General features: G+C 60.2%; 23 protein-coding genes, 1 tRNA gene and 1 riboswitch. Of the genes, 16 read left to right on the top strand and 8 right to left on the bottom strand.

What is annotated here, in order from left to right:
* The first annotated feature begins 19 nt into the window (after positions 1–19).
* The 6 genes from ABVS03_RS04285 (at position 20) to ABVS03_RS04310 (ending at position 4,749) form a co-directional block, all read left to right on the top strand.
* Positions 20–733, top strand: a complete 714-nt coding sequence (locus ABVS03_RS04285; protein ID WP_368018178.1) for a VWA domain-containing protein — start codon at positions 20–22, stop codon at positions 731–733.
* A gap of 369 nt (positions 734–1,102) precedes the next feature.
* A complete protein-coding gene (locus ABVS03_RS04290) occupies positions 1,103–2,455 on the top strand; it encodes an aldo/keto reductase (protein WP_368018179.1) in 1,353 nt (450 codons plus the stop codon).
* 43 nt (positions 2,456–2,498) lie between these two features.
* The gene (locus ABVS03_RS04295) at positions 2,499–2,831 is read left to right on the top strand and encodes a putative quinol monooxygenase (protein WP_368018180.1); all 333 of its coding nucleotides are present in this window, start codon (positions 2,499–2,501) and stop codon (positions 2,829–2,831) included.
* Positions 2,832–3,074: 243 nt separating this feature from the next.
* Positions 3,075–3,479: a DUF6262 family protein gene (locus tag ABVS03_RS04300; RefSeq protein WP_368018181.1), complete on the top strand. Its 405-nt coding sequence runs from the start codon at positions 3,075–3,077 to the stop codon at positions 3,477–3,479.
* A 143-nt stretch (positions 3,480–3,622) separates the two neighbouring features.
* Positions 3,623–3,708, top strand: a tRNA-Leu gene (locus ABVS03_RS04305).
* Positions 3,709–3,819: 111 nt separating this feature from the next.
* Positions 3,820–4,749: an RNA ligase family protein gene (locus tag ABVS03_RS04310; RefSeq protein WP_368018182.1), complete on the top strand. Its 930-nt coding sequence runs from the start codon at positions 3,820–3,822 to the stop codon at positions 4,747–4,749.
* Between the two features lie 91 nt (positions 4,750–4,840).
* On the opposite strand, the gene ABVS03_RS04315 is transcribed toward ABVS03_RS04310, so the two are convergent.
* Complete coding sequence (locus tag ABVS03_RS04315; RefSeq protein ID WP_368018183.1) at positions 4,841–5,560, bottom strand: GntR family transcriptional regulator; 720 nt, start codon at positions 5,558–5,560, stop codon at positions 4,841–4,843.
* Positions 5,561–5,803: 243 nt separating this feature from the next.
* On the opposite strand from ABVS03_RS04315, the gene deoC reads away from it, so the two are divergent.
* Entirely contained in the window at positions 5,804–6,514 is a 711-nt protein-coding gene (gene deoC / locus ABVS03_RS04320) for a deoxyribose-phosphate aldolase (protein WP_330971871.1), read from the top strand.
* Positions 6,515–6,580: 66 nt separating this feature from the next.
* On the opposite strand, the gene ABVS03_RS04325 is transcribed toward deoC, so the two are convergent.
* On the bottom strand, positions 6,581–7,108 hold the full coding sequence (locus ABVS03_RS04325; RefSeq protein WP_368018184.1) for a hypothetical protein: 528 nt from the start codon (positions 7,106–7,108) through the stop codon (positions 6,581–6,583).
* A gap of 307 nt (positions 7,109–7,415) precedes the next feature.
* Positions 7,416–7,527, top strand: a riboswitch (TPP riboswitch).
* A gap of 50 nt (positions 7,528–7,577) precedes the next feature.
* Here ABVS03_RS04325 and ABVS03_RS04330 point away from each other — a divergent pair.
* The 5 genes from ABVS03_RS04330 to ABVS03_RS04350 all read left to right on the top strand — a co-directional run bounded on the left by ABVS03_RS04330 (position 7,578) and on the right by ABVS03_RS04350 (position 11,830).
* Positions 7,578–7,916, top strand: a complete 339-nt coding sequence (locus ABVS03_RS04330) for an MTH1187 family thiamine-binding protein (protein WP_368018185.1) — start codon at positions 7,578–7,580, stop codon at positions 7,914–7,916.
* An 82-nt stretch (positions 7,917–7,998) separates the two neighbouring features.
* Positions 7,999–8,745, top strand: coding sequence for an ABC transporter permease (locus tag ABVS03_RS04335; RefSeq protein WP_330971879.1), 747 nt, complete (start codon positions 7,999–8,001; stop codon positions 8,743–8,745).
* Positions 8,742–9,794 carry an ABC transporter substrate-binding protein gene (locus ABVS03_RS04340; protein WP_368018186.1) on the top strand — a complete coding sequence of 351 codons (1,053 nt, stop codon included), beginning with the start codon at positions 8,742–8,744 and terminating at the stop codon, positions 9,792–9,794. The genes ABVS03_RS04335 and ABVS03_RS04340 overlap by 4 nt, the downstream gene beginning before the upstream one ends.
* 4 nt (positions 9,795–9,798) lie before the next feature.
* Entirely contained in the window at positions 9,799–10,587 is a 789-nt protein-coding gene (locus tag ABVS03_RS04345; RefSeq protein ID WP_368018187.1) for an ABC transporter ATP-binding protein, read from the top strand.
* Positions 10,588–10,666: 79 nt separating this feature from the next.
* On the top strand, positions 10,667–11,830 hold the full coding sequence (locus ABVS03_RS04350; protein WP_368018188.1) for a pyridoxal phosphate-dependent aminotransferase: 1,164 nt from the start codon (positions 10,667–10,669) through the stop codon (positions 11,828–11,830).
* A gap of 94 nt (positions 11,831–11,924) precedes the next feature.
* Here the strand turns inward: ABVS03_RS04350 and ABVS03_RS04355 are convergent, their stop codons facing one another.
* A complete protein-coding gene (locus ABVS03_RS04355; RefSeq protein ID WP_368018189.1) occupies positions 11,925–13,064 on the bottom strand; it encodes an amidohydrolase in 1,140 nt (379 codons plus the stop codon).
* A 192-nt stretch (positions 13,065–13,256) separates the two neighbouring features.
* Between ABVS03_RS04355 and ABVS03_RS04360 the strand changes: the two genes are divergently transcribed.
* Both ABVS03_RS04360 and dapD read left to right on the top strand, forming a co-directional pair.
* Entirely contained in the window at positions 13,257–14,558 is a 1,302-nt protein-coding gene (locus ABVS03_RS04360) for a diaminopimelate decarboxylase (protein WP_368018190.1), read from the top strand.
* Positions 14,559–14,583: 25 nt separating this feature from the next.
* Positions 14,584–15,294, top strand: a complete 711-nt coding sequence (dapD, locus tag ABVS03_RS04365; protein ID WP_330971862.1) for a 2,3,4,5-tetrahydropyridine-2,6-dicarboxylate N-acetyltransferase — start codon at positions 14,584–14,586, stop codon at positions 15,292–15,294.
* Between the two features lie 88 nt (positions 15,295–15,382).
* Here the strand turns inward: dapD and ABVS03_RS04370 are convergent, their stop codons facing one another.
* Both ABVS03_RS04370 and ABVS03_RS04375 read right to left on the bottom strand, forming a co-directional pair.
* A complete protein-coding gene (locus ABVS03_RS04370) occupies positions 15,383–16,777 on the bottom strand; it encodes an aminopeptidase (protein WP_368018191.1) in 1,395 nt (464 codons plus the stop codon).
* Between the two features lie 138 nt (positions 16,778–16,915).
* Positions 16,916–18,259 carry a hypothetical protein gene (locus ABVS03_RS04375; protein ID WP_368018192.1) on the bottom strand — a complete coding sequence of 448 codons (1,344 nt, stop codon included), beginning with the start codon at positions 18,257–18,259 and terminating at the stop codon, positions 16,916–16,918.
* 351 nt (positions 18,260–18,610) lie between these two features.
* Between ABVS03_RS04375 and fba the strand changes: the two genes are divergently transcribed.
* Together fba and ABVS03_RS04385 are read left to right on the top strand one after the other, a co-directional pair.
* Positions 18,611–19,483: a class II fructose-1,6-bisphosphate aldolase gene (fba, locus tag ABVS03_RS04380; RefSeq protein WP_330971859.1), complete on the top strand. Its 873-nt coding sequence runs from the start codon at positions 18,611–18,613 to the stop codon at positions 19,481–19,483.
* Between the two features lie 224 nt (positions 19,484–19,707).
* The gene (locus tag ABVS03_RS04385; RefSeq protein ID WP_368018193.1) at positions 19,708–20,991 is read left to right on the top strand and encodes an NlpC/P60 family protein; all 1,284 of its coding nucleotides are present in this window, start codon (positions 19,708–19,710) and stop codon (positions 20,989–20,991) included.
* A 246-nt stretch (positions 20,992–21,237) separates the two neighbouring features.
* Here ABVS03_RS04385 and ABVS03_RS04390 read toward each other — a convergent pair whose 3' ends face one another.
* From ABVS03_RS04390 to ABVS03_RS04400, 3 genes are read right to left on the bottom strand one after another with little or no spacing between them, the layout of a single operon-like run.
* On the bottom strand, positions 21,238–21,741 hold the full coding sequence (locus ABVS03_RS04390) for an Rrf2 family transcriptional regulator (RefSeq protein ID WP_330971857.1): 504 nt from the start codon (positions 21,739–21,741) through the stop codon (positions 21,238–21,240).
* Between the two features lie 2 nt (positions 21,742–21,743).
* Positions 21,744–22,208 carry a Fe-S cluster assembly sulfur transfer protein SufU gene (gene sufU / locus ABVS03_RS04395; protein ID WP_330971856.1) on the bottom strand — a complete coding sequence of 155 codons (465 nt, stop codon included), beginning with the start codon at positions 22,206–22,208 and terminating at the stop codon, positions 21,744–21,746.
* Positions 22,195–23,448, bottom strand: a complete 1,254-nt coding sequence (locus ABVS03_RS04400; RefSeq protein ID WP_368018194.1) for an aminotransferase class V-fold PLP-dependent enzyme — start codon at positions 23,446–23,448, stop codon at positions 22,195–22,197. The genes sufU and ABVS03_RS04400 overlap by 14 nt, the downstream gene beginning before the upstream one ends.

Raw genomic sequence — 23,448 nt, forward strand, 5'->3', positions numbered from 1 at the left:
CCACCAGAGAGGAGCAGATATGTCTCAGCATGCAGACTTCCAGAAGAGGAACGGGTCCGGCACACATGATGTCCTGAAGCTTCATGGGAAGGTGCAGCAAGGGCTCACGGAGCTTGCCTTTGTCGTCGACGAGTCGGGCTCCATGTACGATCTGGCGAAGGATACGGTTGGCGGCTTCAACTCCATGCTCAGGAAGAACCGGGAGGCGGATGGCAAGGCGAACGTCTCTGCCGTGTTCTTCAGCGATGGCACGCGTGCCGCGCTTGACCGTGTCCCTATCGAGCACGTGCGTCCGCTGAATAGGTGTGACTACGAGCCAGGCGGCTCCACGGCACTGCTCGATGCGCTCGGTGGCGCCATCTCCCATACGGCAAAGGTCCAGAGCTATCAGCCAGAGGGCTTTCGCGCTGAGCATGTCGTCTTTGTCGTAATCACCGATGGCTACGAGAATGCAAGCCACCGCTATACCTATGCACGCGTGAAGCGGATGATCGAGGGCTATCAGCGCCAGGGATGGGAGTTCGTATTCCTCGGCGCAAACATCGATGCCGCCGCAGAGGCAGACCGTCTCGGCATCGCTTCGGACCATGCAGCGCAGTATGTTGCAGATGGCGCCGGTGTGGACCTTGCCTATCAGGCGATGGCAGAAGCGACGGTTGCCATGCGTGCTTGCGGCTGCATGCCAGAAGGCTGGAACGAGCGTGTGAATGCCGATGCAAGGAAGCGCGTCTAGAGCCCCGGAAGCCAGCATTCCAGAAGGGACATTCCCGCCGCCGGATCTGGCGCTGGGGTGCTCTGCTGAACGCATGGTGCATAGCTATCAAGTGTCTTACGCTATGACCAGCAATCTCATCCCGTCCTTGAAGCTGCAGACTATGGGCGGAAAGCCCTGAATGCTGGATACAGCATGCTGCGCAGAAGACAGAGATTAGATGCGTCTCCGTATACGTGAAACGTATAGCGACCTGCAGAATCAGCAGGCGGGATCTTGTCCCCTTGCCCTTGCACTGAAATCGTCAGGAAGAGGATCCCTGCATCCCTGAAGAGGCGCGGCGGGGATGCCGGAGGGGACTTCGGCTCCGGGACCAGGAAGGGCACAAAGATGGAGAGGCGGGTACTGGGAAAGAGTGGCATCGAGGTATCGCCTCTGGGCATGGACTGCATGGGACTCACGCACGCAAGCGGAGACCTGATGCCGGATGCCGAGGCTGAGCGTGTCGTGCGCGAAGCCTATGAGATGGGCTATACGTTCTTCGATACGGCCGAGTGCTATGTCGGGTTGCGTCCCGATGGCACGAAGGCCCACAACGAGGATGTCGTGGGAGCAGCGCTTGCGCCGGTCCGTGACAGCGTGGTCATCGCCTCGAAGTTCGGCGTCCGGCATGCTGCCGACCGCACGCCTGTAATGGATTCTTCGCCTGCGTCCATCAGGAAGTCTGCTGAGGGAAGCATCAGGCGCTTTCAGGCCGACCATATCGATCTCTGCTGCCAGCACCGCATCGATCCCAAGGTCGAGCCTGAGGCGGTCGCTTCCACCATGGCCGATCTCATGAAGGAAGGCAAGATCCGTGCCTGGGGCATCTCGGAGGCAAACGAAGAGTATCTGCGCCGCGCCTATGCGGTCTGCCCGGTTGCTGCTGTCGAGAACCGCTACTCGATCATGGCAAGATGGCATGAGCCGCTCTTCCCGGTGCTCGAGGAGCTCGATGTGGCGCTTGTCGCCTTCTCGCTGTTGGCAAACGGATTCCTGACAGGCGCCTATCCGTCAAAGACCAAGTTCGAAGGTGCACAGGACTACCGTCTCGGCATGCCCCAGTACACCGAGGAAGGCGAGAGGCGTGCACGTCCGCTGATCGAGCTCATCGCCCAGCTCGCCGAGAAGCATCATGCAGCCGATGTCCAGATATCGCTTGCCTGGATGCTCTGCAAGAAGCCCTGGATCGTGCCGATTCCGGGCAGCCGCAAGCCGGAGCGCCTGCGCCAGTTCAACGGAACGGACAATCCGGAAGAGCAGCACAAGATTGCAGAGGAGCTCCTGGGAGATATGGGAGCACGTGCTGTCCTTATGGCTCCCTTCCGCTGTACATACGGCGTGCACATCAGCCTCGGCGACGATGTCCTCGTGAACATGAACCGCACATTCCTCGATTCGAATCTCATAACGATAGGGGACCGCACCCTCATCGCTCCCGATGTGAAGATCTGCTGCGGCGAGCACAATATGGACGCGTCGAAGCGTTTCGGGACGAGGGCGGATGGGACGAGGTATCTGATCATGACGACCCGTCCGGTCACGATAGGCAAGGACTGCTGTATCGGCGGCAATGCGACGGTCCTTCCAGGCGTGACGATCGGCGACAACGCCGTCGTCGCAACGGGGGCTGTCGTCACAAAGGACCTCCCAAGCAATACCGTCTGCGGCGGTGTGCCGGCCCGGGTGCTGAGGGAGCTGTAGAGTCGAAACTATAGGCTGTGCCAAGCGAGATGGAGGAGACGCAATGGCTATCACGGTCAATCTGAGGTATACGGGAAAAGACAGCAGCGCAAAGAAGTTCGCCGAGGAGATGGAAGCGTCGGGTACGGTCGATGCCATTCGTGCTGAAGCGGGCAATCTCCGCTATGAGTACTGGGTCTCCTTCGACGACCCGGAGACCGTCCTTCTGATCGACTCCTGGGAGAACCAGGCAGCAATCGATGCCCACCATGCATCGCCGATAATGAAGACGATTGCAGAGCTGCGCGACAAGTACGACCTGCACATGACGTTCGAGCGCTATGTCTCGGATGAGGCGGGCATGCCTGAGAGCGACCAGAAGTTCATCAGAAAATAGCAGAGCATTCGCAATGTCTTGACCTGCGCCGTCCAGAGCTGCATCTGGGCGGCGCTTTCTGTTGGAGGCTATGGTGGGAAAGCTCCCAATGCGGCTCAACTCGACATGAAGGCAACCTTCCATAGTCTCATTCGTCCCATTTCGGCAATCTCGCCTTTGAGCTGCCCTTTCGGTGCAAGAATATGGTGCCGGAAGGAAGAGCCTTCCAGAGAAGACCAGCATCCCAGAGGAAGGGGAGGGAACATGAACGAGCATGATTCAGCTTGCACCATCAGCGTGCCGCAGGATATGAGCGAGAGCATCTCTATCAGAGTGGGCAGGACTGTAGCGGAGCTGCTTGTCCAGCATGAGCCCGTCTCCTTCTACTCTGTCGCAGAGCGATCGGCTGTATCGCGCAGCACGCTCTACCGCAGGGAAGACCTTCGCCGTCTTGTCTGCCGCGCCCGCGAAGGGAAGCTTGGCGCTGCGGGAAGCGATGATGCCGCTTCCGAGATAGCCCGGCTCGAGCTCGAGAATGCCGGGCTCCGCCGTGAGCTCGAAGAGGTCAGGCGCGAGAGGATGCTTCTCCAGCGGGGCTGGCAGGCGCGACGACAGCGCCAGGAGCATGCCCTGCGCAGGCTGCACAGGCATGCCTCAAGAGCGGCATAGCGAGGAATAAGAGCTCATCCGGAAAGCAAGAATAGGCTGCCGAATGACAGCCCGCCATGGAGCCATGCCGAGATGGGGCAGAGCTCCTGCCGGGCAGCTCATTGCTGCTGCATATCGTGCTCCGCACATCGCAGCAGCCTTTTCGGGGCGTGGCGGAACGGAAGACGCGCGGGCTTCAGGTGCCCGTGGCCATAGGGCCGTGCGGGTTCGAATCCCGCCGCCCCGACCAAGTGCATGAAAAACGTATCAAGGCATCGGGCGTGGGCTGCGATGCTGCTGCCTGCTGCTTCGGCAGAGGCAGATGAACCATAGAGAGATTCAGCAGAAGGAGGAAAGGGGCATGGCAGTGTATGCAAAGTACACGCATGTCGAGCGGCTCGGCACAGAGGAATGCGAGGGGCTTCTCGACAATGATTGCGTGTATGTCTCATCCAAGATAGATGGAACGAATGCCTGCGTCTTCTGGGATGAGGAGACAGGCGCACTCGGCGCAGGATCGCGTACGCGCACGCTTTCTGCCGAGTCGGACAATGCCGGCTTCTTCGTGTGGGCTACAGGCGATGCTCAAGAGGCAAAGCTTCTGAGAGAATACTGCAGGGCACATCCAGCGCAGGTCGTCTACGGCGAGTGGATGGGCAAGGACAAGCTCATCGGCTCCTTCAAGGGCTACGACAAGAGGGCTCTGGGCACGCTGTTCATCTACGACGTGCTCGACGAGGAGGCTGGAGGATATCTCCCCGAGCCCACGTGGAGGGAGGAGCTTGCCAAGGCGGGCCTCGAGCCCTATTTCGTGAAGCTTCTGGCTGTGCTTGACCATCCGACTGAGGTAGATGTTCTCGATCTTGCAAAGAGGAACGACTTCCTTATCGAGGGGACCGGCAAGGTCGGCGAGGGCGTCGTCTGCAAGGTGCCTGGCTGGAAGAACCAGTTCGGCCGCATGGCATACGGGAAGATCGTGCTCGACGAGTTCAAGCGGCAGGGGAGGAAGCCTGCCTTTCATGGACAGGTGGAGCCTGCCATCATCGAGGCATTCGTGACGGATGCCGAGATCGAGAAGACAATAGCGAAGGTATGCGTCGCGTGCGGCACCGACGAGTTCGACCCGGCGAGCCGCAAGATGATGGGGATGCTCATCTCCTTCAGCTGGAAGGATCTGCTTGGGGAGTGCCCGAACTGGGCCAGGAAGTTCAGGAATCCGAAGGTCGACCTCGGGACCATGCAGGGTCTCTGCTCCAGACGTGTCGGCACATTTGCTGCAGGCAAGCATTAGGACTGCCTGCATGGAGAAAAGCAGGAAAGAGCAGCCCGTATGGGACGGAAATGAACGTCCTGTACGGGCTTCCTGCTTTTATGGGAGGGATTCAGGAACTCCTGCTTACCTCGAGATCGAACGAGTTGCTGTCTCCGCGGTAGGTGGCAACGGAGTACTCCACCGCTGTCCCGTCCGCATCGCGCGCGACGGAGTGGAAGACGATCAGGGAGTCTCCTGGCTCCACATCGAGAAGCGCTGCCGTGGCACCTTCTGCCTTGATGGCCTCGAGGTGGCGCCGTGCACGCATGACCTGCTTCCCGCATTCGCTCATGGCGGCATAGAGGCTTTTCGTGTCGAAGTCGTACTGGTCGAGCCCAGGATAGAGCGCATAGGGGATGTAGCTTTCCACGAAGACATTGGGCTCTCCGTCTGCATAGCGCAGGCGCACAAGCTTGTAGACCTCGTTTCCCGGGGAGAGCTCGAGCGCCTCCTGCACCGCCTCGCCTGCACGCTCGCGGCGGAACGTGAGCACCTTCGTGCTCGGCATGCGTCCTGCCAGACGCATCGCATCCTCGAAGCTTGCGAGCTCCATCGTGAATCCGCGCTGGCTTACTTTGGGATGCGTAACGATCGTGCCACGCTTGCGGCGCTTTTCCAGGAAGCCCTCGCTTGCAAGGATCTGGAGCGCCTGGCGAACAGTGGGCCGGCTCACGCCGTAGGCCTGCGCGAGCTCGATCTCCGTGGGGATGGTCGTGCCCTCGGGATAGGTCCCGTCCTTGATCTTCGCGAGAAGGTCGTCCTTTATCCTGTCGTAGAGCGTCTCTGCCACGTCTGGCCTTTCGTCTGTGTGGATGCCCCCATTGTAGGTGACTGGGAATGGCATGAAGTAAGGTATGACATAAAAAGTCTGGGAAAGCAGCAAATTCTGGTCCAGGTACCTGCTGCTTGAAAGAATCTTCTGCAAGAAAGTCAGGCAATTGCGGCATAGAGGTCAGCTATAGGCGCTATTATGTCAGACATAAAGACCGACAGAGGCAGAACATGGTGCCTGCCTTCCGGAAAGGGAGCATGCATGAAGCGCTATACGATCTCAGAGCTTGCGTATATGGTCGACCATACGAATCTGCATCCCGATGCGACGCGCAAAGACATGGAGAAGCTCTGCCATGAGGCAGTGACGTATGGCTTCCATATGGTTGCCGTCAATTCGGTGCAGTCGAAGCTCTGCTCGACCCTGCTTGCTGGCACGAATGTCCATACGGGCGCTGCCATCTCCTTCCCGCTTGGCCAGACCTCGATCGCCACGAAGGTCTTCGAGACGAAGGATGCCCTTGCAAATGGCGCGAACGAGATCGACTATGTCGTGAACCTCACGGAAGTGAAGGCGGGCAACTGGGACTACATCGCATCGGAGATGTCGCAGATCGTGCGTGTCTGCCGCGAGGCAGGTGTGCCTTCCAAGGTGATCTTCGAGAACTGCCTGCTCACGCATGAGGAGAAGCTGAAGCTCTGCGAGGTGGCCTCGAAGGTGCTGCCGACCTTTGTGAAGACCTCTACCGGCTTCTCGACGGGCGGCGCTACGGTCGAGGATGTCCGCCTCATGAGGGGGCATGTCGATCCGCGCGTGAAGGTGAAGGCGGCAGGCGGCATCCGCACGGCCGATGCCTTCCTTGCAATGGTCGCGGCAGGCGCCGAGCGCATTGGCTGCAGTGCCGGCGTTCCCATCATGGAAGAGCTCAAGCAGCGTGCAGCCGAGTCCGGCACGGACATCTTCGAGCTGTAAGGACCTCTATGGGACCGATACTCTTGAGGCCAAACTACATCTCTCCCGTCTGGTCAGGTCCTCGAATCAATGAGGCGAGAGGACTCGAGGCGGATGTAGCCGGCCTCCACGGCGTCCGCGAGGTTGCCGCTTGAGGCTGTTGTGGATCCTCGCCACGGTATCGGCGACGTAGCCCTCCTTCAGGAGCTCGGCGTCCAGCGCCTTCACGGTCCTGGTGGTGATCTCGTTGATGCGCATGTTGCCCAGGTGCCTCCTGATCACGTCGACCTCGCTGCGGTACTTGGTGGCCGTGCTCGAGGCGATGAGCCTGTTGGCCTCCATCTGGTTGATGCTCTCCGGCATGAAGTCGCAGATCCGAGGGACGTCCTCCTTCCTCTGCTTCTCCAGCAGGTCGCCCATGACGGCCTCGCGCTCCAGCTGCTCGCGGATGTGGCGCTTCTCCCTCTGGGCGGCGCGCTGGCTCGTCGAGCGGAAGTTCCTGGACACGTACTTGCGCACCTCCCGGTCGTACTGGTCGCGTCCGTAGTAGCAGAACCTCGCCTGCCAGCGGTCGCCGTCTATGTGCCTTACCGAGCCCTCCGAGTACTTCGTCATGACATGCCTCCCGTCTGCTGCGGCGTCGCTGCGGGACCTGATGGCCCGCGGCGACGTCCGGGTTTCCGTAACTGGGTAGTGCCGAGATACCTCCCAGATGGATTCCGTTCCTAGATGGACTGTCGAGCCCAAGAATCCATCTAGGAGGCGTCAATTAGGCTAACGTGGTGGACTCCTGGCACATCCAGATGGACTGCGTTTCCGGACTCCGCGGACGAGAAAGCACTCGTGTCAGCCTACGTCACAAACGGTCATATGACCCAATCTGCCTGGGTGTTTGTGATGGACTGTGCGCGCGCTATAATGGCCTTGACATGGGGGAGCTGGGACTATGGCCCGGCTGAGAGGTGGCACCTTCTGCCACGACCCAATTACCTGATCCGGATAATGCCGGCGTAGGGACCAGAGCAACCTGTTCGGGCGCCTTACGTGATGCAGGGCGCCTTTTTGGTGCCCGGAAAGGATATGCATGAACTGCTCTGTCGCAATCCAGTATCTGCCGCTCGATGCGGCAACCGACGAAGAGGTATGCCGCATCGTCGATGCGGTCATCGCCTACATCGACTCCACGGGCATCGACTACTTCGTAGGGCCCTTCGAGACCGCTATCGAGGGCGATTACGACGAGTGCATGGAGATCGTGAAGCAGTGCCAGCTCGTCGGCGCCAAGGCCGGCTGCAAGCATGTGGCGACCTATGTGAAGATCGACTACCGCTCCGAGGGCGACGTAATGACCACAGAGCACAAGGTGGGGAAGTACCATCCCACGGACAGCGAGTTCCAGGACAGGAGCGAAGACGTTGCCTAGCGAGGATGTCTCCGAAGAGACGGAGAAGAAGGCAGAGGAGCTGCTTGCCAAGCGCAGGAAGCGTGCGCACCGCCGTGCCGTCATGATTCCTGCATTGACGATACTGGCGATCCTTGCAATCTGGCAGCTTGTCGTCGTGGTCGGCCTCATCCCGAACTTTCTTCTGCCGAGCCCGACCCAGGTCATCACGGCGCTTGTGACCGATGCAGGGCTTCTTGCCTCGCACTCCGTGACGACGCTTGTCGAGTCCATCCTGGGCCTCGTTATCGGCGTCGCCGTCGGCTTTGTCGTGGCAGTGCTGATGGACCGCTTCGAGGGCGTGGCACTGGCGCTCAATCCTCTCGTCACGATCAGCCAGACGATTCCCACCGTCGCAATCGCGCCGCTTCTCGTCCTCTGGTTCGGCTACGGCCTTGCCCCGAAGATCGTCCTCGTCGTTATCTCCACCTTCTTCCCCGTGACGGTATCGCTTGTCTCGGGATTTCGCTCGGTCGACCCCGATCTCCTCGACCTCATGCGTACGATGAACGCAAGCCGGTGGCAGATCTTCTGGCAGGTGAAGCTGCCGGCAGCACTGAATGAGTTCTATAGCGGCCTTCGCATCTCAGCTACCTACGCAATCGTCGGTGCTGTCATCGCCGAGTGGCTCGGCGGCTTCAGCGGACTCGGCGTGTACATGACACGCGTCAGGAAGTCGTTCTCCTATGACCGCATGTTTGCCGTGATCATCCTGATCTCGGCCCTCTCCCTTCTCCTCATGAAGGGCGTCGATGCACTCCAGAAACTCACCATGCCTTGGCTCAAGGCAGAAAGGAAGAACAGAAAATGAAGAATCTCTCCCGCCGCGCATTTTTGGGAGCAGGCGCCCTTGCCTGCACGAGCGCTCTTGCCGCCTGCGGATCCTATGACAACTCCGGTGCCCAGTCCCAGTCGCAGAGCTCGTCTGCTTCCTCGTCTTCGGATTCATCCGAAACGACGCATATCGACTTCTGCCTCGACTACACCCCGAACACGAACCACACCGGCATCTACGTCGCCCAGAAGAAGGGCTGGTTTGCCGATGAAGGTCTCGATGTCTCGATCATCCAGCCGGCAGACGATACCGCAGAGGCCCTGATCGGCTCGGGCCAGGCGCAGATGGGCGTCTCCTACCAGGACTACATTGCCAATGCCCTTGCCTCTGACAATCCGCTTCCAATCCAGGCAGTCGCTGCCATCATCCAGCACAACACCTCTGGCATCATGAGCCGCCAGGAGGATGGCATCACGTCCGCAAAGAAGATGGAAGACCATGTCTATGCGACGTGGGACATGCCGGTCGAGCAGGCGACGATCAAGCAGGTCATGGAGGCAGACGGCGGCGACTTCTCGAAGCTCAAGATGGTTGCCTACTCCGTGGACGACGAGGTCAGTGGCCTCAAGGCGAACATGTTCGACTGCGTCTGGGTCTATGAGGGATGGGCTGTGCAGAATGCTGCGGTCCAGGACTATCCGGTGAACTACTTCAGCTTCATCTCGATGGATCCGGTCTTCGACTTTTATACGCCGGTCCTCGCTGCGAACAACGACTTCTGCAAGGAGAATCCGGATACGGTTGCTGCCTTCGTGCGCGCTGCGAAGAAGGGCTACGAGTACGCAATCGAGAATCCGGACGAGGCGGCGGATATCCTGCTCGAAGAGGTGCCGGAGCTCGACTCTGCCCTCGTGAAGAAGAGCCAGACCTATCTTGCTGGCCAGTACCAGGCAGATGCCTCCTCCTGGGGCATCATCGACGCCGACCGCTGGGCAGCCTACTTCCAGTGGCTCAACGACAACGACCTTGTCACGAACAAGCTCGATGTCAATGCCGGCTGGACGATGGACTACCTCGAGGCTTGAGGCCATGGCAGAATCGGCAAATACGCCAGCGCTCGAAGCCGACGATCTCGTCCTTTCCTGGGATGGGGTCCATACAGTCGTCTCTCATGTGAGCATGTCGGTAGCGCCAGGAGAGGTCGTCTGCCTCGTCGGACGCTCCGGCTGCGGCAAGACGACAATCCTCCACGCCCTCTCAGGACTCACCGTCCCCGATGCGGGCCGCGTGCTCCTGCATGGGACAGACGTCACGGGGCATCCGGGCAAGGTGAGCTACATGCTCCAGAAGGATCTCCTGCTGCCACACAAGACAATCGAGGACAATGTCTCCCTGTCGCTCGTGCTCGGAGGCATGAAGAAAGAGGAGGCACGTGCCAAGGCGGCTCCGCTCTTCGGCCGCTTCGGCCTTGAGGGGACGCAGAAGAAGTGGCCCTCGGAGCTTTCGGGCGGCATGCGCCAGCGTGCGGCGTTCCTGCGCACCTACCTCATGGGCAACGATGTGATGCTTCTGGACGAGCCGTTCAGCGCTTTGGACGCCTTGACGAGAGCAGACATGAGGAGCTGGTACTGCAGCATGGCAGAGGAGCTCGGATATGCGACCCTCATGATCACGCACGATGTCGACGAGGCAGTGAGCATGGCACGAAGGATCTATGTCCTCGGCGGCAACCCCTCAGAAGGCAGGCCGAGCCACCTTGTCGGCGAGATTGCCGTGCCAAGAGGAGATCTCTCCGCTTCTGCTTTCGCGCTCACAGATGACTTCCTCTCCTGCAAGAAGCAGGTGCTCGAGCTTCTGGGTGCCAACGCTACAAGTTGATGGCAGTGTCAGCGATCTGATGTGCGCAAGGTCCCTTCGGAGGATAATGGATGTCCATATCCGATGAAGGGACTTTTTCATGCCGCTTACGCTCAATTCGGCGCTCTCCACGCTCAAGCCTTCGGGCATCCGCCAGTTTGCACGTCTCGCGCATGAGACGCCGGGGTGCATCTCGCTCACGCTCGGCGAGCCGGGGGAGACGACGCCTGCTCCCATCCGTGCAGAGGTTGCACATTCGCTCGAAGAGGGCAAGACCCACTATCCGCCGAACAATGGCACAGCTGAGCTCAGGGAAGCCATCTCATCCTACATGGCAGGGCGCGACCTTGCGTTTTCGCCGGAGCAGGTCATCGTCACCTCGGGCGCGACCGAGGCCATCTATACGATCCTCACGACGATTCTGGAGCCGGGCGATGACTTCATCATCCCCACGCCGGCATTCCTCCTCTACGATGCAATCGCGCGCATCTGCCGCGCGAATCCCATAACGCTCGATACGTCAGAGGACAGCTTCCAGATAGGGAAGGAAAAGCTCGCTGCTCTTGTGGGCCCCAAGACCAAGGCCATCATCCTGAACTCGCCCCTGAATCCGACAGGCACCGTGCTCACGAAGGAAAGCCTGGCTGCTGTGGCTGAGCTGGCCCGTGAGCATGACTTCTATGTGATCTGCGACAATGTGTATGAGCGGCTTGTCTATACGGACGAGTTCACGGGCTTTGCCGAGAGCTATCCGGAGCTTGCGGACCGGACAATCGTCGTGAACAGCTTCTCGAAGCCCTATGCCATGACTGGCTGGCGCCTGGGGTGGCTTGCGGCGCCAGAGCCCCTCATGCCTGCCCTTTCGATGGTCCACATGTATGCCATCTCGAGCGTCGTCGCATTCACGCAGGACGCCGCTGCCAGGGCGCTGGCAAGCGATGTGGAGCCCTTCAGGCAGAGCTACGAGAGGCGGCGCGACATCACGATTGCAGCGCTCCAGGAGATGGGCCTTCCCTGCGTCGTGCCAGAAGGCGCCTTCTATGCATTCCCATCGGTCGCAGGGCTTGCAGATACAGATGGGAGCCATATCGGTGCGGAGCGCTTCTGCACCCGTGCCATCAAGGAGGCAGGGGTTGCCCTCGTGCCGGGCACCTGCTTTGGCTGTGCCGGCCATGTACGCATCTCATATGCGACAGACGAGGAGACGCTCAAGGAGGGTCTCCGCCGTCTTGCGTCCTTCGTGGGAAGCCTGCAGAGGATCTGAGTTCGCAAGCTGGAGCAGAAAAGCAGATGGACATGAAGAGAGGGCAGCCAGCCGGCTGCCCTCTCGTGTTTTCCGCTGTCCTTGCCATCCGCCCTTATGGCATGCGGATCAGGCGCTCGTAGGCAGAAAGGCCCACCGTCAAGATCGACTCGTCGAAGTTGAAGTCTGCAGCATGGAGCGGCGTCTTCTCGCCGGTGCCGAGAAGCAGGAAGACGCCGGGAAGGTAGCGCTGGTACCAGGCAAAGTCTTCGGCAATAAGGAGCGGCTCGGGCAGAAGCTCGAGCTCGGGAAGCGCGGCAAGCGCCTTCTGGAAGAGGCCTGGGTCGTTCGTGACCGGGGGATAGCCCTGGGAGAAGTGGACCTCGGAGGTGCAGCGCTCGTCCTCTGCGGCTCTGGCAGCGAGATCTTTGACCTCGTCCTGAAGGCGCGTGTCCATTGCGTCGGAGAAGATGCGCAAGGAGCCTTCGAGCTTAGCCGTATCGGCAATCTGGTTTCTGACAGAACCCGCCTCCATGCGGCCGAACTTCAGGATGCAGGGCTCCACTGCCCTGCGTTCCTCGAGGAGGTCTGCAGCCGCACGCTGGAAGCGACAGGCAGCAGAGAGGGCATCTGCTCCCTGGTCTGCTTTCGCGATATGGGACGCCTTGCCCAGGAACGTGACGTCGGTCTCATGCGAGCCTGCCAGAAGAGGTCCTGGCTTTGAGGCAAGCGTGCCTTTCGGAAGATCGGGCCAGAGATGGAAGCCGAAGATTCTGTCCGCATGGACCTTCCTGAAGATGCCCGACTCGCAGATAATCCGGGCGCCTCCCGTCGTCTCCTCTGCCGGCTGGAAGACGAGGAGCACCGAGCGGGGAAGCTCATCTGCACAGGTGACAATATGGTGCGCGAGTCCCAGAAGCATTGCCATGTGTCCGTCATGTCCGCAGGCGTGCATCTTGTGCGGATGCGTCGAGGCAAAGGGGACGCCGGTCGTCTCTGTGACAGGCAAGGCATCCATATCGGAGCGGAGGGCTGTCGTGTGCTCGCTTCCGCGGTCGAGGAAGAGGCAGACAGTGGAGCGGCAGGGGTGGAGGATCTCAGCTTTCTGCCCACTGGCTACGAGGGCATCCCTCACGCCTTCGAGCTCGTGCTCGATATAGGCAAGCGTCTCAGGCAGGTCGAAATCGGTCTCTGGTATCTGGTGCAGGTCGCGCCGCCACTGGCGCAGGTCTGCTGCAGTCGGCTCTTTGGACATAGGCAAGGTCCTTCCGTGCTATGGATAGGTTGCTACATCAATTGTGATGCAGCCGTGTGGGGCCGCTGTGGGCGCCGCGCATCCATTCTGTTACAGGGACGGGAGCATTCTGGCCCCGCTCCCTATAATCGGATGCGTATACGATTGCAGGTGCATATCGATAGCCACATCAGGCATCCAGGGAGGCGCCGCGTGCAGACCAAACATCCCTTCGCGACGAAGGAGCAGCTCGAAGAGATAGCGAAGAGCTATCCGACACCGTTCTATATCTACGATGAGAAAGGGATCAGGGACTGCGCCGAGCGCGTCAAGGATGCCTTCTCGTGGAATCCTGCCTACAAGGAGTTCTTCGCAATCAAGGCAACGCCCAATCCTGTCCTCATCAGCATGCTCCATGAGTATGGCTTCGGCGTCGACTGCTCGAGCAAGGCAGAGCTCATGCTCGCAGAGGCTCTGGGCATCACGGGCCGCGATATCATGTTCAGCTCGAACGATACGCCGGAAGAGGAGATGGCCTACGCCGTCAAGCTCGGTGCCGGCGTGAATCTGGACGATATCTCCCATATCGCGCTCCTGAAGAAGGTGGCAGATCCGCTTCCTGAGTTCGTGAGCCTGAGGTTCAATCCAGGCGGCGACTTTGCCTTCGCAAATGGCATCTTCGGCTCTCCTGAGGATGCGAAGTTCGGAATGACCGAAGAGCAGATCTTCGAAGCCGTGCGCGAGCTCTCCGAAGCTGGCGTCAAGGAGTTCGGCCTCCATGCCCTGCTTGCCTCCAACACGGTCACGAACGACTACTACCCGGCGCTCGCACGCCTGCTCTTCACGCTCGCCGTGAAGCTGAAGAAGGCATTCGGCGTGAAGGTCACGCTCGTGAACCTCTCGGGCGGCGTCGGCATTCCCTACAAGCCCGAAGAGGAGCCGAACGATATCGCGCTCATCGGCAGGCGCGTAGAGGAGGCATACAACGAGATCCTCGTACCGGAAGGCATGGGGGATGTCGCTGTCGCGACCGAGCTTGGCCGCTTCATGATGGGTCCCTACGCGGGACTCGTCACGAGAGTGCTCCATATGAAGCATATCTACGATGACTATGTGGGTGTCGATGCCTGTGCGGCAAACCTCATGCGCCCCATGCTCTATGGGGCCTACCATCACATCACGGTCATGGGGAAAGAGGATGTGCCAGCAACGGAGCGCTACAGCGTGACGGGCATGCTCTGCGAGAACTCCGACCGCTTTGCGACGCACAGGGCGCTGCCGCCTGTCAAGGTGGGCGACCTCCTCTTCATCCACGATGTGGGTGCGCATGGCCACTCGATGGGCTACAACTACAATGGCCGGCTCCGTTCGGCAGAGCTCCTGCTCAAGGAGGACGGTTCGGTCGAGCTCATCCGCCGTGCCGAGACGCCGCTCGACTACTTCGCGACGCTCGATGTGCTGCCGGTCTTCAAGAGGCTCGAGGCCATCGAGCATAGGCTGGATAACGAAGAATAGACGTATCTGACAGGAAGGAGCGTCCATGGACGCACAGGAAATCATCGACTACATCGCTACGGCTCCGAAGAAGACGCCCGTGAAGCTCTATATAAAGCTTGCGCCTGAGGCAGAGATGGACTGGCTCGACTGGGGAGACAGCAAGGTCTTCGATGCTGGCCAGACCGCCATTGTCTTCGGCGACTGGGCAGAGCTTGCCCCCGTCGTCGAGGAGCATGCAGAAGAGATCGAGGACATCGAGATCGAGTGCGACCGCAGGAACTCCGGCGTGGCACTTCTCGACCTCAAAGGCGTGAATGCCCGCATCGAGCCGGGTGCCATCATCCGCGAGAAGGTCGAGATCGGCGACAACGCCGTCATCATGATGGGTGCCATCATCAATATCGGTGCCGTCGTGGGCGAGGGCACGATGATCGATATGGGTGCCGTCCTGGGTGGCCGCGCCACCGTCGGCGCACACTGCCACATCGGTGCCGGCACCGTGCTTGCAGGCGTCGTCGAGCCTGCCTCTGCCACCCCTGTCATCATCGAGGACAATGTCATGATCGGCGCCAACGCCGTCGTGATCGAAGGCGTCCATGTCGGCGAGGGTGCCGTCGTCGCTGCCGGCGCTGTCGTGATTGAGGATGTCCCGGCTGGCGCCGTCGTTGCTGGCTGCCCCGCCAAGGTCATCAAGATGAAGGACGCAAAGACGGCCGGCAAGACGGCGCTCGTCGATGCGCTGAGGACGCTCTAGTTTTTCAGATACTGGCTGCAGATAGAAAGAGAAGCGCTCCCGGAGGTGGTCTCCAGGAGCGCTTCTTCCTATCTATGCATAGATGGCTCTACTCGGTCTTGAGGAAGGCCTTGTAGCCCTTGTAGGCATTGAAGATGTCGATCTTGGACGTTGCCTCCCAAGGTGCATGCATCGAAAGCACGGGCACGCCGCAGTCCACGACATCCATATCGTACTTGGCAAGGATGTAGGCAATCGTGCCGCCGCCACCGGCGTCGACGCGGCCAAGCTCGGCTGTCTGCCACTTGACGTCTGCCTCGTCCATGGCAGCGCGGACCTGGGCCAGGTACTCCGCGTCAGCATCGTTCGAGCCAGCCTTGCCGCGCGAGCCTGTGTACTTGTTGAACGTGAGGCCACGCCCGAGGAAGCAGGAATTCTTCGTCTCGAAGACCGAGGCAAAGCTCGGATCGAAGCCAGCCGATACATCGCTCGAGAGCATGCGGGAGTGTCTGAGGCAGCGCCTCAAGGCAAGCGGCGAGGTTTCGCCCGCAAGTGCCAGCACCTCTGCAATCGTGTCCTCGAAGAAGCTGCTCGTCATGCCCGTTGCGCCGACAGAGCCAATCTCCTCCTTGTCGACGAGAAGCGTGACGGCCGTGCGTGCCGGTACCGGATTCTCGAGCTGGGCCAGAAGGGACGGATAGCTGCAGACGCGGTCGTCCTGGCCATAGGCCAGGATCATCGAGCGGTCGAAGCCAAGGTCTCTGGCAGCGCCTGCCGGCACGATCTCGAGCTCGGCCGAGAGGAAGTCCTCTTCCTCGATTGCGTAGCGCTCTTTCAGGATCGAGAGGACGTGTGCAGCGACAGGGTCCTTCGCCTCGTCTGCGTCTCCTTCGATGGCAAGCGGCTCATTGCCGACAAGAAGGTCCAGGATCTCGCCTTCGACAGCCTCCGCTGCCTTCTTGGACATCTGGTCCTTCGCGAGATGGGGGAGAAGGTCGGTCACGCAGAAGACGGGGTCGGACGGGTCTTCGCCGAGCGCGATCTGGACCTTCGTGCCGTCCTTCTTGCAGACGACACCGTGAAGGGCGAGCGGCAGCGCAGTCCACTGATAGCTCTTGATGCCGCCGTAGTAGTGCGTGTCAAGGTAGGCAAGGCCCGACTTCTCCTCGAGCGGGTTCTGCTTCACATCGAGCCGGGGCGAGTCGATGTGGGCGCCGAGGATGTTGAGTCCCTCCTCGAGAGGCTTCGTGCCGACCTCGAGGAGCAGGAGCGCCTTGCCGTGGTTCGTGGCATAGACCTTGTCGCCGGAGACGAGCTTTGCTCCCTCGGCGATGAGGCTATCGAGTGCACGGTAGCCCTGCTCTTCTGCCAGCGCAGCTGCTGCCGCGCAGCACTCGCGCTCGGTCTTGTTCTGGCTGATGAATGCCTTGTATCCCTCGCAGAAACGCAGCGCCTCCTGGCGCTCGTCCTGCGTCGATTCCTTCCATGCGTTCGGTCGTTCCATGGAACCTCTTTCCGGCTGATGGATGCTTATAAAAACTGCATCCATTGTGCCACAGGAACCAGGAGCGTTGCGCTGTGCACAGAAAAGGGCCGCATCCCGAAAGATGCAGCCCTCGATATGCCAGGCTGTGGCAGCTTGCTATGAGTTCGTGGAGCTTGTCGTCGTGGAGCTGGTCGTGCCTGTGCCCGATGTGCCGGAGCCAGACGTGCTGCTCGAGCTCTTGGAGCTGTCCGTCGAGCTGGAACCCGAGCTCGTGCCTGAGTTTGAGGAGCTGTTCGAGCTCGAGGAATCAGAGGATGTGCCGGAATTCGAGCTCGAAGAGTTCGACGTGCCGGAATTCGAGCTCGAAGAGCTGGAGCTCGAGGAGCCTGAATTGTTTGATGTGGAGCTCGACGTGCCCGTGCCTGACGTGCCGCTGTTCGACGAGGAGCTCGTGCCAGAAGCGCTCTCATCATTCGCATCGGTGCTCGAGGTGCCGGAGTTCGTAGACGAGGTAGTGCCCGTGCCGGAGTTCGATGTCTTGGAAGACGATGTGGCGTTCTTGTCGGAAGACGTCGTATCCGTCTTCTTGTCGTCGGTCTTCTGGTCGTCTGCCTTCGTGTCGTCTGCGCTCTCGCTCTGCTGGGCAGGAGCGGCGAATGTCGTCTTCGTGCCGAGGCCGTTTCCTGCGGTCGCGACATTGATCACAGCTGCGCCGATTGCGACGGCGGCGACAGCGGCAATGGAGGTCACAGCGATAGCGATGCGCTTCTGGCGCTTGCGCTGGGAGTCGGCTGCCGCAAGCATGGAGTCGGAAGCGATGCGCTGGCCGTCAGGGCCGATCTCATAGCTTCCGAGCTCGGAGGAGTCCATGACACCCTCGATCTGCTCTTCGCCGCTGTCTTTGAGGCTCTTGAGCTTGTCGGCAGAGCGGGAAAGGATGTTCTTATAGATCGAGGTCGCGACCGCAGAGGCGGCAGCGCCGAGGCCGACGCCGATGATGGAGCCGGCGATGCCGATCTGGGAGGAGAGGAGGGTGGAGGTGACAGCGGCAAGCGCCGTTGCAGTCACCTGGGCAAACGAGATGTCGCTGAACATCCCCTTGTCCTTCTTGCCATCGCCGCTATCGTTTCCGTCTCCGCCCTGGCCATATGGGCTCTGGGAGGAGATGTTCTGCGTTGCCTGGACGCCGTAGGGGTTCTGGGAAGCGAAGTTCTGCGTCGCACCGTAGGGGTTCTGGGTGGCGTAGTTCTGCGTCGCCTGAGAGGCGTAGGGGGAATGCTGCGCATGTGCGGTGCGGATGCGTGCTGCCTGGGCACCCGGTGCCACGACGGTCGCATCAGCGTCTTTGTGCTCCGGGAAGAGCTCATGGAGTGCCGGAGCATCTGCTACCGTTGCCTGCTGGGTCTCGTCGCTTGCACTAAATGTCTGTGTTCTATCGTTCGAACCATAGGCCTGGGGATTGTAGACCTGGGTCTTGCCATCATTGTCTTCGTAAGACACGGATACTGCCTCCTTGGAAAGGGATGGGCTCCATGGACAAGGGGTCGTTGTCTTTCGGAGCGTTCAGTATAGCGGCGGCGTGTGACAAAAAAGTAGGCAGAAACGGAGGGCGTGCCCACTCTCTACAGCTGCTCTATGAAAGCGTCAGCAAATCTTGACAAAACGGAAGTCTACCTGCAACTTTGCAGTGCATAAGTAAAGCGATTCTATGCTCGGGAAGGACTTCTGGCTCGGCCTGTGCCGCCTTCTGGCGAAATCTTATGCAGTATTGACTGCAGCGCATGAAAGGTGCTGCAAAGCGGTAAAATCTGAATTGTCCAGTGTTTGCAGCTCTGTCAAACGGAGGTAACAATGCTTGTCAATGCAACGCACATGCTCCAGTCCGCCGAGAAGGGCCACTACGGCCTTGGTGCTTTCAACACCAACAACCTCGAGTGGGCCCAGGCAATCCTGACCGCAGCTGAGGAGGAGCAGTCCCCGCTGATCATCCAGTGCTCCATGGGTGCAGCAAAGTATCAGGGCGGCTACGACGTCGTTGCTGCTATCGTCAACCACCTCGTCAAGAATATGAACATCACGGTTCCTGTGGCCCTTCACCTCGACCACGGCACCTATGAGGCCTGCTTCCAGGCAATGGACGCTGGCTTCACGTCCATCATGTACGATGGCTCCCACGAGGAGACCTTCGACATCAACGTCGAGCACACCACGGAGCTCGTGAAGCTTGCCCACCAGAAGGGCATCTCCATCGAGGCTGAGGTCGGCGGCATCGGCGGTACCGAGGACGGCGTCACCGGCATGGGCGAGATCGCAGATCCTGAGGAGTGCAAGGTCATCGCTGACCTCGGCGTCGACTTCCTCGCCTGCGGCATCGGCAACATCCACGGCCTCTATCCGGCAAACTGGAAGGGCCTGCAGTTCGACGCCCTCGCAGCCATCAAGGAGAAGGTCGGCGATCTTCCGCTCGTCCTTCACGGCGGCACCGGCATTCCTGTCGACCAGGTCAAGAAGGCAATCTCCCTCGGCGTCTCCAAGGTCAATGTGAACACCGACCTTCAGGTCGTCTTCGCTGAGGCTACCCGCAAGTACATCGAGGCTGGCAAGGATCAGCAGGGCAAGGGCTACGATCCGCGCAAGCTCCTCGCTCCTGGCAAGCAGGCCGTCATCGACCGCACCAAGGAGCTCATGGAGGAGTTCGGCTCCGTGGGCAAGGGCTGGGAGTAAGCTTCAAACCCAGTGCCAATCAGGCGCAGAGCAGGGGGCTGCACTTCGGTGCGACCCCCTTTTTCATGTCGAGATACTATTTCAGGTATGTTGAAGACGTTCGCAGGATTCTTCGAATTGCCCCAAAAGGGTTCCATTGAAAATCGATGCTGCTAGACTTGAGACCGTTAGTATACGCCGGAGGACATCATGTTCTCGGACGAATGATGACCGAAAGGGGCTTCATGACGCGCAGAAAGACTGTTGCTTTTGCAATCGCTTCCGTGCTGACGTTCGGCGGTACCCTCGGGGCAATCTCGGTTCCTGCCCTTGCCGAAGACTCGGCGACGCTGCAGACGCAGCTCGATGAGGCGAACTCTCAGCTCTCCCAGATGGGCTACCAGCTGGCAGCTGTACAGGAGGACCTCAACAATACCGTCGTCCAGCTGAACGACACCCAGTCGAAGATCGACCAGCTCAACTCCGATATCGCTTCCAAGCAGGAAGAGCTTTCGCAGGCTCAGGCCACGCTCGGCAAGCGAGTCTCCGCGAACTACAAGACGGGCGGCGTCAATCTCGTCTCCCTCGTGCTCGACTCTGACAGCTTCGAGGACCTGTTCTCCCGCATCTACTATGCAGACAAGGTCGCAGAGTCCGACGCCAATGCTATCAGCCAGGTGAAGACGCTCCAGAACGAGCTCAAGGATCAGCAGTCCGAACTCGAGGCACAGAAGAGCCAGCAGGAGTCGCTTGTCGCACAGAAGTCTTCCCAGACCGAGTCCCTGCAGTCCCAGATTTCCGACCAGCAGTCCTATGTGGCATCCCTTTCCGATGAGGTGAGGGCGGCTGTACAGGAAGAGGCCGACGCACAGGCTGCCGCCGCACAGCAGACCGCAGCCAATGCAGGTGCCAATGCTTCCGAACTCGCACAGGCTGCACTTGATTCCTCCTCGAACGGCACTTCGTCCGATGCGGCTACGACGGGCAATGGCGGAACGTCTGACAATGGTGCTTCGGGCATGAGCTCGAACACCGATGGCGGCACCAATACCAACACCAATACGAACACGGATACGACGCCGTCCACCCCATCGACTCCGTCCACGCCGTCTACGCCGAGCACGCCGGCTACACCTTCGACGCCGTCGTACAGCAGCAGCTCGAGCGATACGTCTGCAAGTGGCCTCACGAGCGCCCAGCGCTCTGCAATCCTGAGCGTTGCCTATGGCGCGCTTGGCACGCCGTACGTGTGGGGCGGCGCCTCTGCTTCCGGCTATGACTGCTCCGGCCTCACGATGGTCGCCTACGCAGCAGCTGGCATCTCGCTGCCGCACTCCTCCGATGCACAGATGGCCTACTTCACGTCCATCCCGCTGTCCCAGGCACAGCCTGGCGACCTCATCTGGTACTCCGGCCACGTGGGCATCTATGTCGGCAACAACACGATTCTCCATGCACCGTATCCTGGCGTCTATGTCAGGACCGAAAGGGTGTGGGGCGGCTATATCATGGTCGGCACCTACCGCTAGGATCTTCTCTAAGAGACATCCAGAAAGGCACGGAAGGGCATCTGCTCCTCCGTGCCTTTTCCTATGTGCCGATAGTTCTGCTCATCGAGCTTCGGATCATGCATGGTGTATGCAGCATGAGGCTCTGAGAGCATGCGAGAGCATCGATGCGGCCTGCATGGAGAAAAGACGCCTCTTTGATAGAAGAAGGGCCCGGAGCGGCTGCTCCGGGCCCTGCAGCATGCAATGAGGCTGCTTCAAGGAAGGCTACTTCTCCTTGCCTTTCTTTGCGTCGCGTTCCTCGAGCTTCTCCTCCGCTTCGCGCAGCGCAAGCTCTTCCGGCGTGAGCTTTGTGAAGCCTGCCGAGAGCGTGATATCGCGCAGCGTCTTCGAGTCGAGGTACTCCGAGGTGACCTTGCCAAGATCGCGGTATATCATGACCGTGGGGCAGTCCTTGAGGTGCGAGCAGATATCTCCTGTGCTGCAGTCAAGGCAGGCGACAGGGGCAAGCGAGCCTTCGGCTGCACGCAGGATCTCGCCGAGCGTGTAGTCCTCAGGCTTTCTCGTGAGGCGGTAGCCGCCTCCCTTGCCGCGCTGGCTCTCAACGTATCCTGCCTTATGCATGAGGGCAATGACCTGCTCGAGGTACTTCCTCGAGATGCCCTGGCGCTTCGAGACATCGCCGAGAGAGACCCAGCCATCATGTGTGGCGAGGTCTGCCATGGCACGCAGGGCGTAGCGGCCCTTGGTGGAAAACATGTTCCCCGCCATGATTAGTCCTTGTCCTCCGTCGTGGAAGCCTGGGAAGTGTTCCCCTTGAGCATCTCCTCGAGCGTCCTCCAGGAGAGCTCGGCGCACTTGACGCGTGCCGGCATGTGGGAGACGGACTTCAGGCTTGCTGCCTCGTCGAGCTCGTCGAGCTCCGCATCGTCGGTCACCTTGCCGGTCACCATGCCCATGAAGAGCTCGCACAGATGAATGGCTTCCTCGGGGGTCTTGCCGACCATAAGGTCGCTCATCATGTCGGCCGAAGCCTGGGAGACGGCACAGCCGTGGCCCGTATAGGCGGCCTCCTCGATCTTGCCGTCATCTCCGAGTTTCACAGACAGCGTGAGATCGTCGCCGCAGGAGGGGTTGATGCCCTCATGCACGATGCTCGGGTCGTTCATCTGGTACTTGTAGTCCGGATGGGCGACATGGTCGATGAACTCGGCGTTGTAGAGATCAGTTGCTTCCATGGAACACCTGCCAAACGAATGTGAGTGCATCGATCAGCTGATCGATGTCTTTCTTCTCATTGTAGAACGCAACAGAGGCGCGGCAGCAGCTCGAGATGCCCATAGAGGTCAGGAGCGGCTGCGCGCAGTGATGGCCTGCGCGGATGCAGACATTGCGCATATCGAGCAGCGATGCCACATCATGCGGGTGGATGCCCTTCACATTGAAGGAGATGGCAGAGACATGGCGGTCAGGGGAGGCAGGACCGACCATCTCGATGAAGGGAAGCTCTTCGAGCTTCTCGGTGAGGTAGCGGGCAAGCTTGCGCTCGCGGGTCTCGAGCGCTGCAAAGTCATGGTCTTCGAGGTAGGTGATTGCAGCACCCGTCGCATAGATGCCGGCAGCATCCTGCGTGCCTGCCTCGAACTTCTGCGGTACCGGCGCCCAGACAGCGGCCTGCTCCGTCACGGAGTCGATCATCTCGCCGCCTGTGAGGAACGGAGGCATCTTGTCGAGGATGTCTGCCTTGCCCCAGAGGACGCCTATGCCCATGGGGCCGCCGAGCTTGTGGCCGGAGAAGGCCAGAAGGTCTGCATCCATCGCCTTCACATCGACCTTCACATGCGGGACGGACTGGGCGCCGTCGATGACCATGTAGGCACCGACCGCATGCGCATGCTTCGCGATGTCGGCAATCGGGTTCTCGACGCCGAGGACATTGGAGACCTGCGTCACAGACACGATCTTCGTCTTCGGGCCGATCTTCTTCTCGAGTTCCTCTTCCGTGAAGCGGAAGTCATCATCGAAGCGCAGATACTTGAGCGTAGCGCCCGTAGCGGCGCAGACCTGCTGCCAGGGGATGATGTTGGAATGGTGCTCCATGATGGAGACGACGACCTCGTCGCCCTTATGCAGGACCGTGCGGCCGAGCGTCCAGGCGACAAGGTTCAGGGCCTCGGTCGCATTGCGCGTGAAGACGATCTCGGAGCCCTGGGGCTCGCCCTTCTCGTTCACGGCGCCGATGAAGCGGGCAATGTGCTCGCGGGTCTTGTCGATCTCTTCTGTCGCCTTGACAGAGAGCTTGTAGAGGCCACGCAGGGGATTGGCGTTCATCGTCTCATAGAAGTGACGCTGGGCGTCGAGCACGGAGGCAGGGCGCTGTGCCGTGGCCGCAGAGTCGAGGAAGGCAAGGCCGGGCTGTGCTGAGAGAAGCGGGAAGTCCTGCCTGAACGGGTTCGATGCGATATCGGCGATATCCAT

Source organism: Olsenella sp. AGMB03486 (genome assembly GCF_040884255.1).
In the GTDB taxonomy this organism is placed as follows: domain Bacteria; phylum Actinomycetota; class Coriobacteriia; order Coriobacteriales; family Atopobiaceae; genus Olsenella_L; species Olsenella_L kribbiana.

What these genes read in the sequence shown, in the direction of transcription:
- ABVS03_RS04285 (WP_368018178.1), top strand. Translation starts at nt 20, where the DNA reads ATGTCTCAGCATGCAGACTTCCAGAAGAGGAACGGGTCCGGCACACAT.
- ABVS03_RS04290 (WP_368018179.1), top strand. Translation starts at nt 1,103, where the DNA reads ATGGAGAGGCGGGTACTGGGAAAGAGTGGCATCGAGGTATCGCCTCTG.
- ABVS03_RS04295 (WP_368018180.1), top strand. Translation starts at nt 2,499, where the DNA reads ATGGCTATCACGGTCAATCTGAGGTATACGGGAAAAGACAGCAGCGCA.
- ABVS03_RS04300 (WP_368018181.1), top strand. Translation starts at nt 3,075, where the DNA reads ATGAACGAGCATGATTCAGCTTGCACCATCAGCGTGCCGCAGGATATG.
- ABVS03_RS04310 (WP_368018182.1), top strand. Translation starts at nt 3,820, where the DNA reads ATGGCAGTGTATGCAAAGTACACGCATGTCGAGCGGCTCGGCACAGAG.
- deoC (WP_330971871.1), top strand. Translation starts at nt 5,804, where the DNA reads ATGAAGCGCTATACGATCTCAGAGCTTGCGTATATGGTCGACCATACG.
- ABVS03_RS04325 (WP_368018184.1), bottom strand. Translation starts at nt 7,108, where the DNA reads ATGACGAAGTACTCGGAGGGCTCGGTAAGGCACATAGACGGCGACCGC.
- ABVS03_RS04330 (WP_368018185.1), top strand. Translation starts at nt 7,578, where the DNA reads ATGAACTGCTCTGTCGCAATCCAGTATCTGCCGCTCGATGCGGCAACC.
- ABVS03_RS04335 (WP_330971879.1), top strand. Translation starts at nt 7,999, where the DNA reads ATGATTCCTGCATTGACGATACTGGCGATCCTTGCAATCTGGCAGCTT.
- ABVS03_RS04340 (WP_368018186.1), top strand. Translation starts at nt 8,742, where the DNA reads ATGAAGAATCTCTCCCGCCGCGCATTTTTGGGAGCAGGCGCCCTTGCC.
- ABVS03_RS04345 (WP_368018187.1), top strand. Translation starts at nt 9,799, where the DNA reads ATGGCAGAATCGGCAAATACGCCAGCGCTCGAAGCCGACGATCTCGTC.
- ABVS03_RS04350 (WP_368018188.1), top strand. Translation starts at nt 10,667, where the DNA reads ATGCCGCTTACGCTCAATTCGGCGCTCTCCACGCTCAAGCCTTCGGGC.
- ABVS03_RS04355 (WP_368018189.1), bottom strand. Translation starts at nt 13,064, where the DNA reads ATGTCCAAAGAGCCGACTGCAGCAGACCTGCGCCAGTGGCGGCGCGAC.
- dapD (WP_330971862.1), top strand. Translation starts at nt 14,584, where the DNA reads ATGGACGCACAGGAAATCATCGACTACATCGCTACGGCTCCGAAGAAG.
- ABVS03_RS04370 (WP_368018191.1), bottom strand. Translation starts at nt 16,777, where the DNA reads ATGGAACGACCGAACGCATGGAAGGAATCGACGCAGGACGAGCGCCAG.
- fba (WP_330971859.1), top strand. Translation starts at nt 18,611, where the DNA reads ATGCTTGTCAATGCAACGCACATGCTCCAGTCCGCCGAGAAGGGCCAC.
- ABVS03_RS04385 (WP_368018193.1), top strand. Translation starts at nt 19,708, where the DNA reads ATGACGCGCAGAAAGACTGTTGCTTTTGCAATCGCTTCCGTGCTGACG.
- ABVS03_RS04390 (WP_330971857.1), bottom strand. Translation starts at nt 21,741, where the DNA reads ATGGCGGGGAACATGTTTTCCACCAAGGGCCGCTACGCCCTGCGTGCC.
- sufU (WP_330971856.1), bottom strand. Translation starts at nt 22,208, where the DNA reads ATGGAAGCAACTGATCTCTACAACGCCGAGTTCATCGACCATGTCGCC.
- ABVS03_RS04400 (WP_368018194.1), bottom strand. Translation starts at nt 23,448, where the DNA reads ATGGATATCGCCGATATCGCATCGAACCCGTTCAGGCAGGACTTCCCG.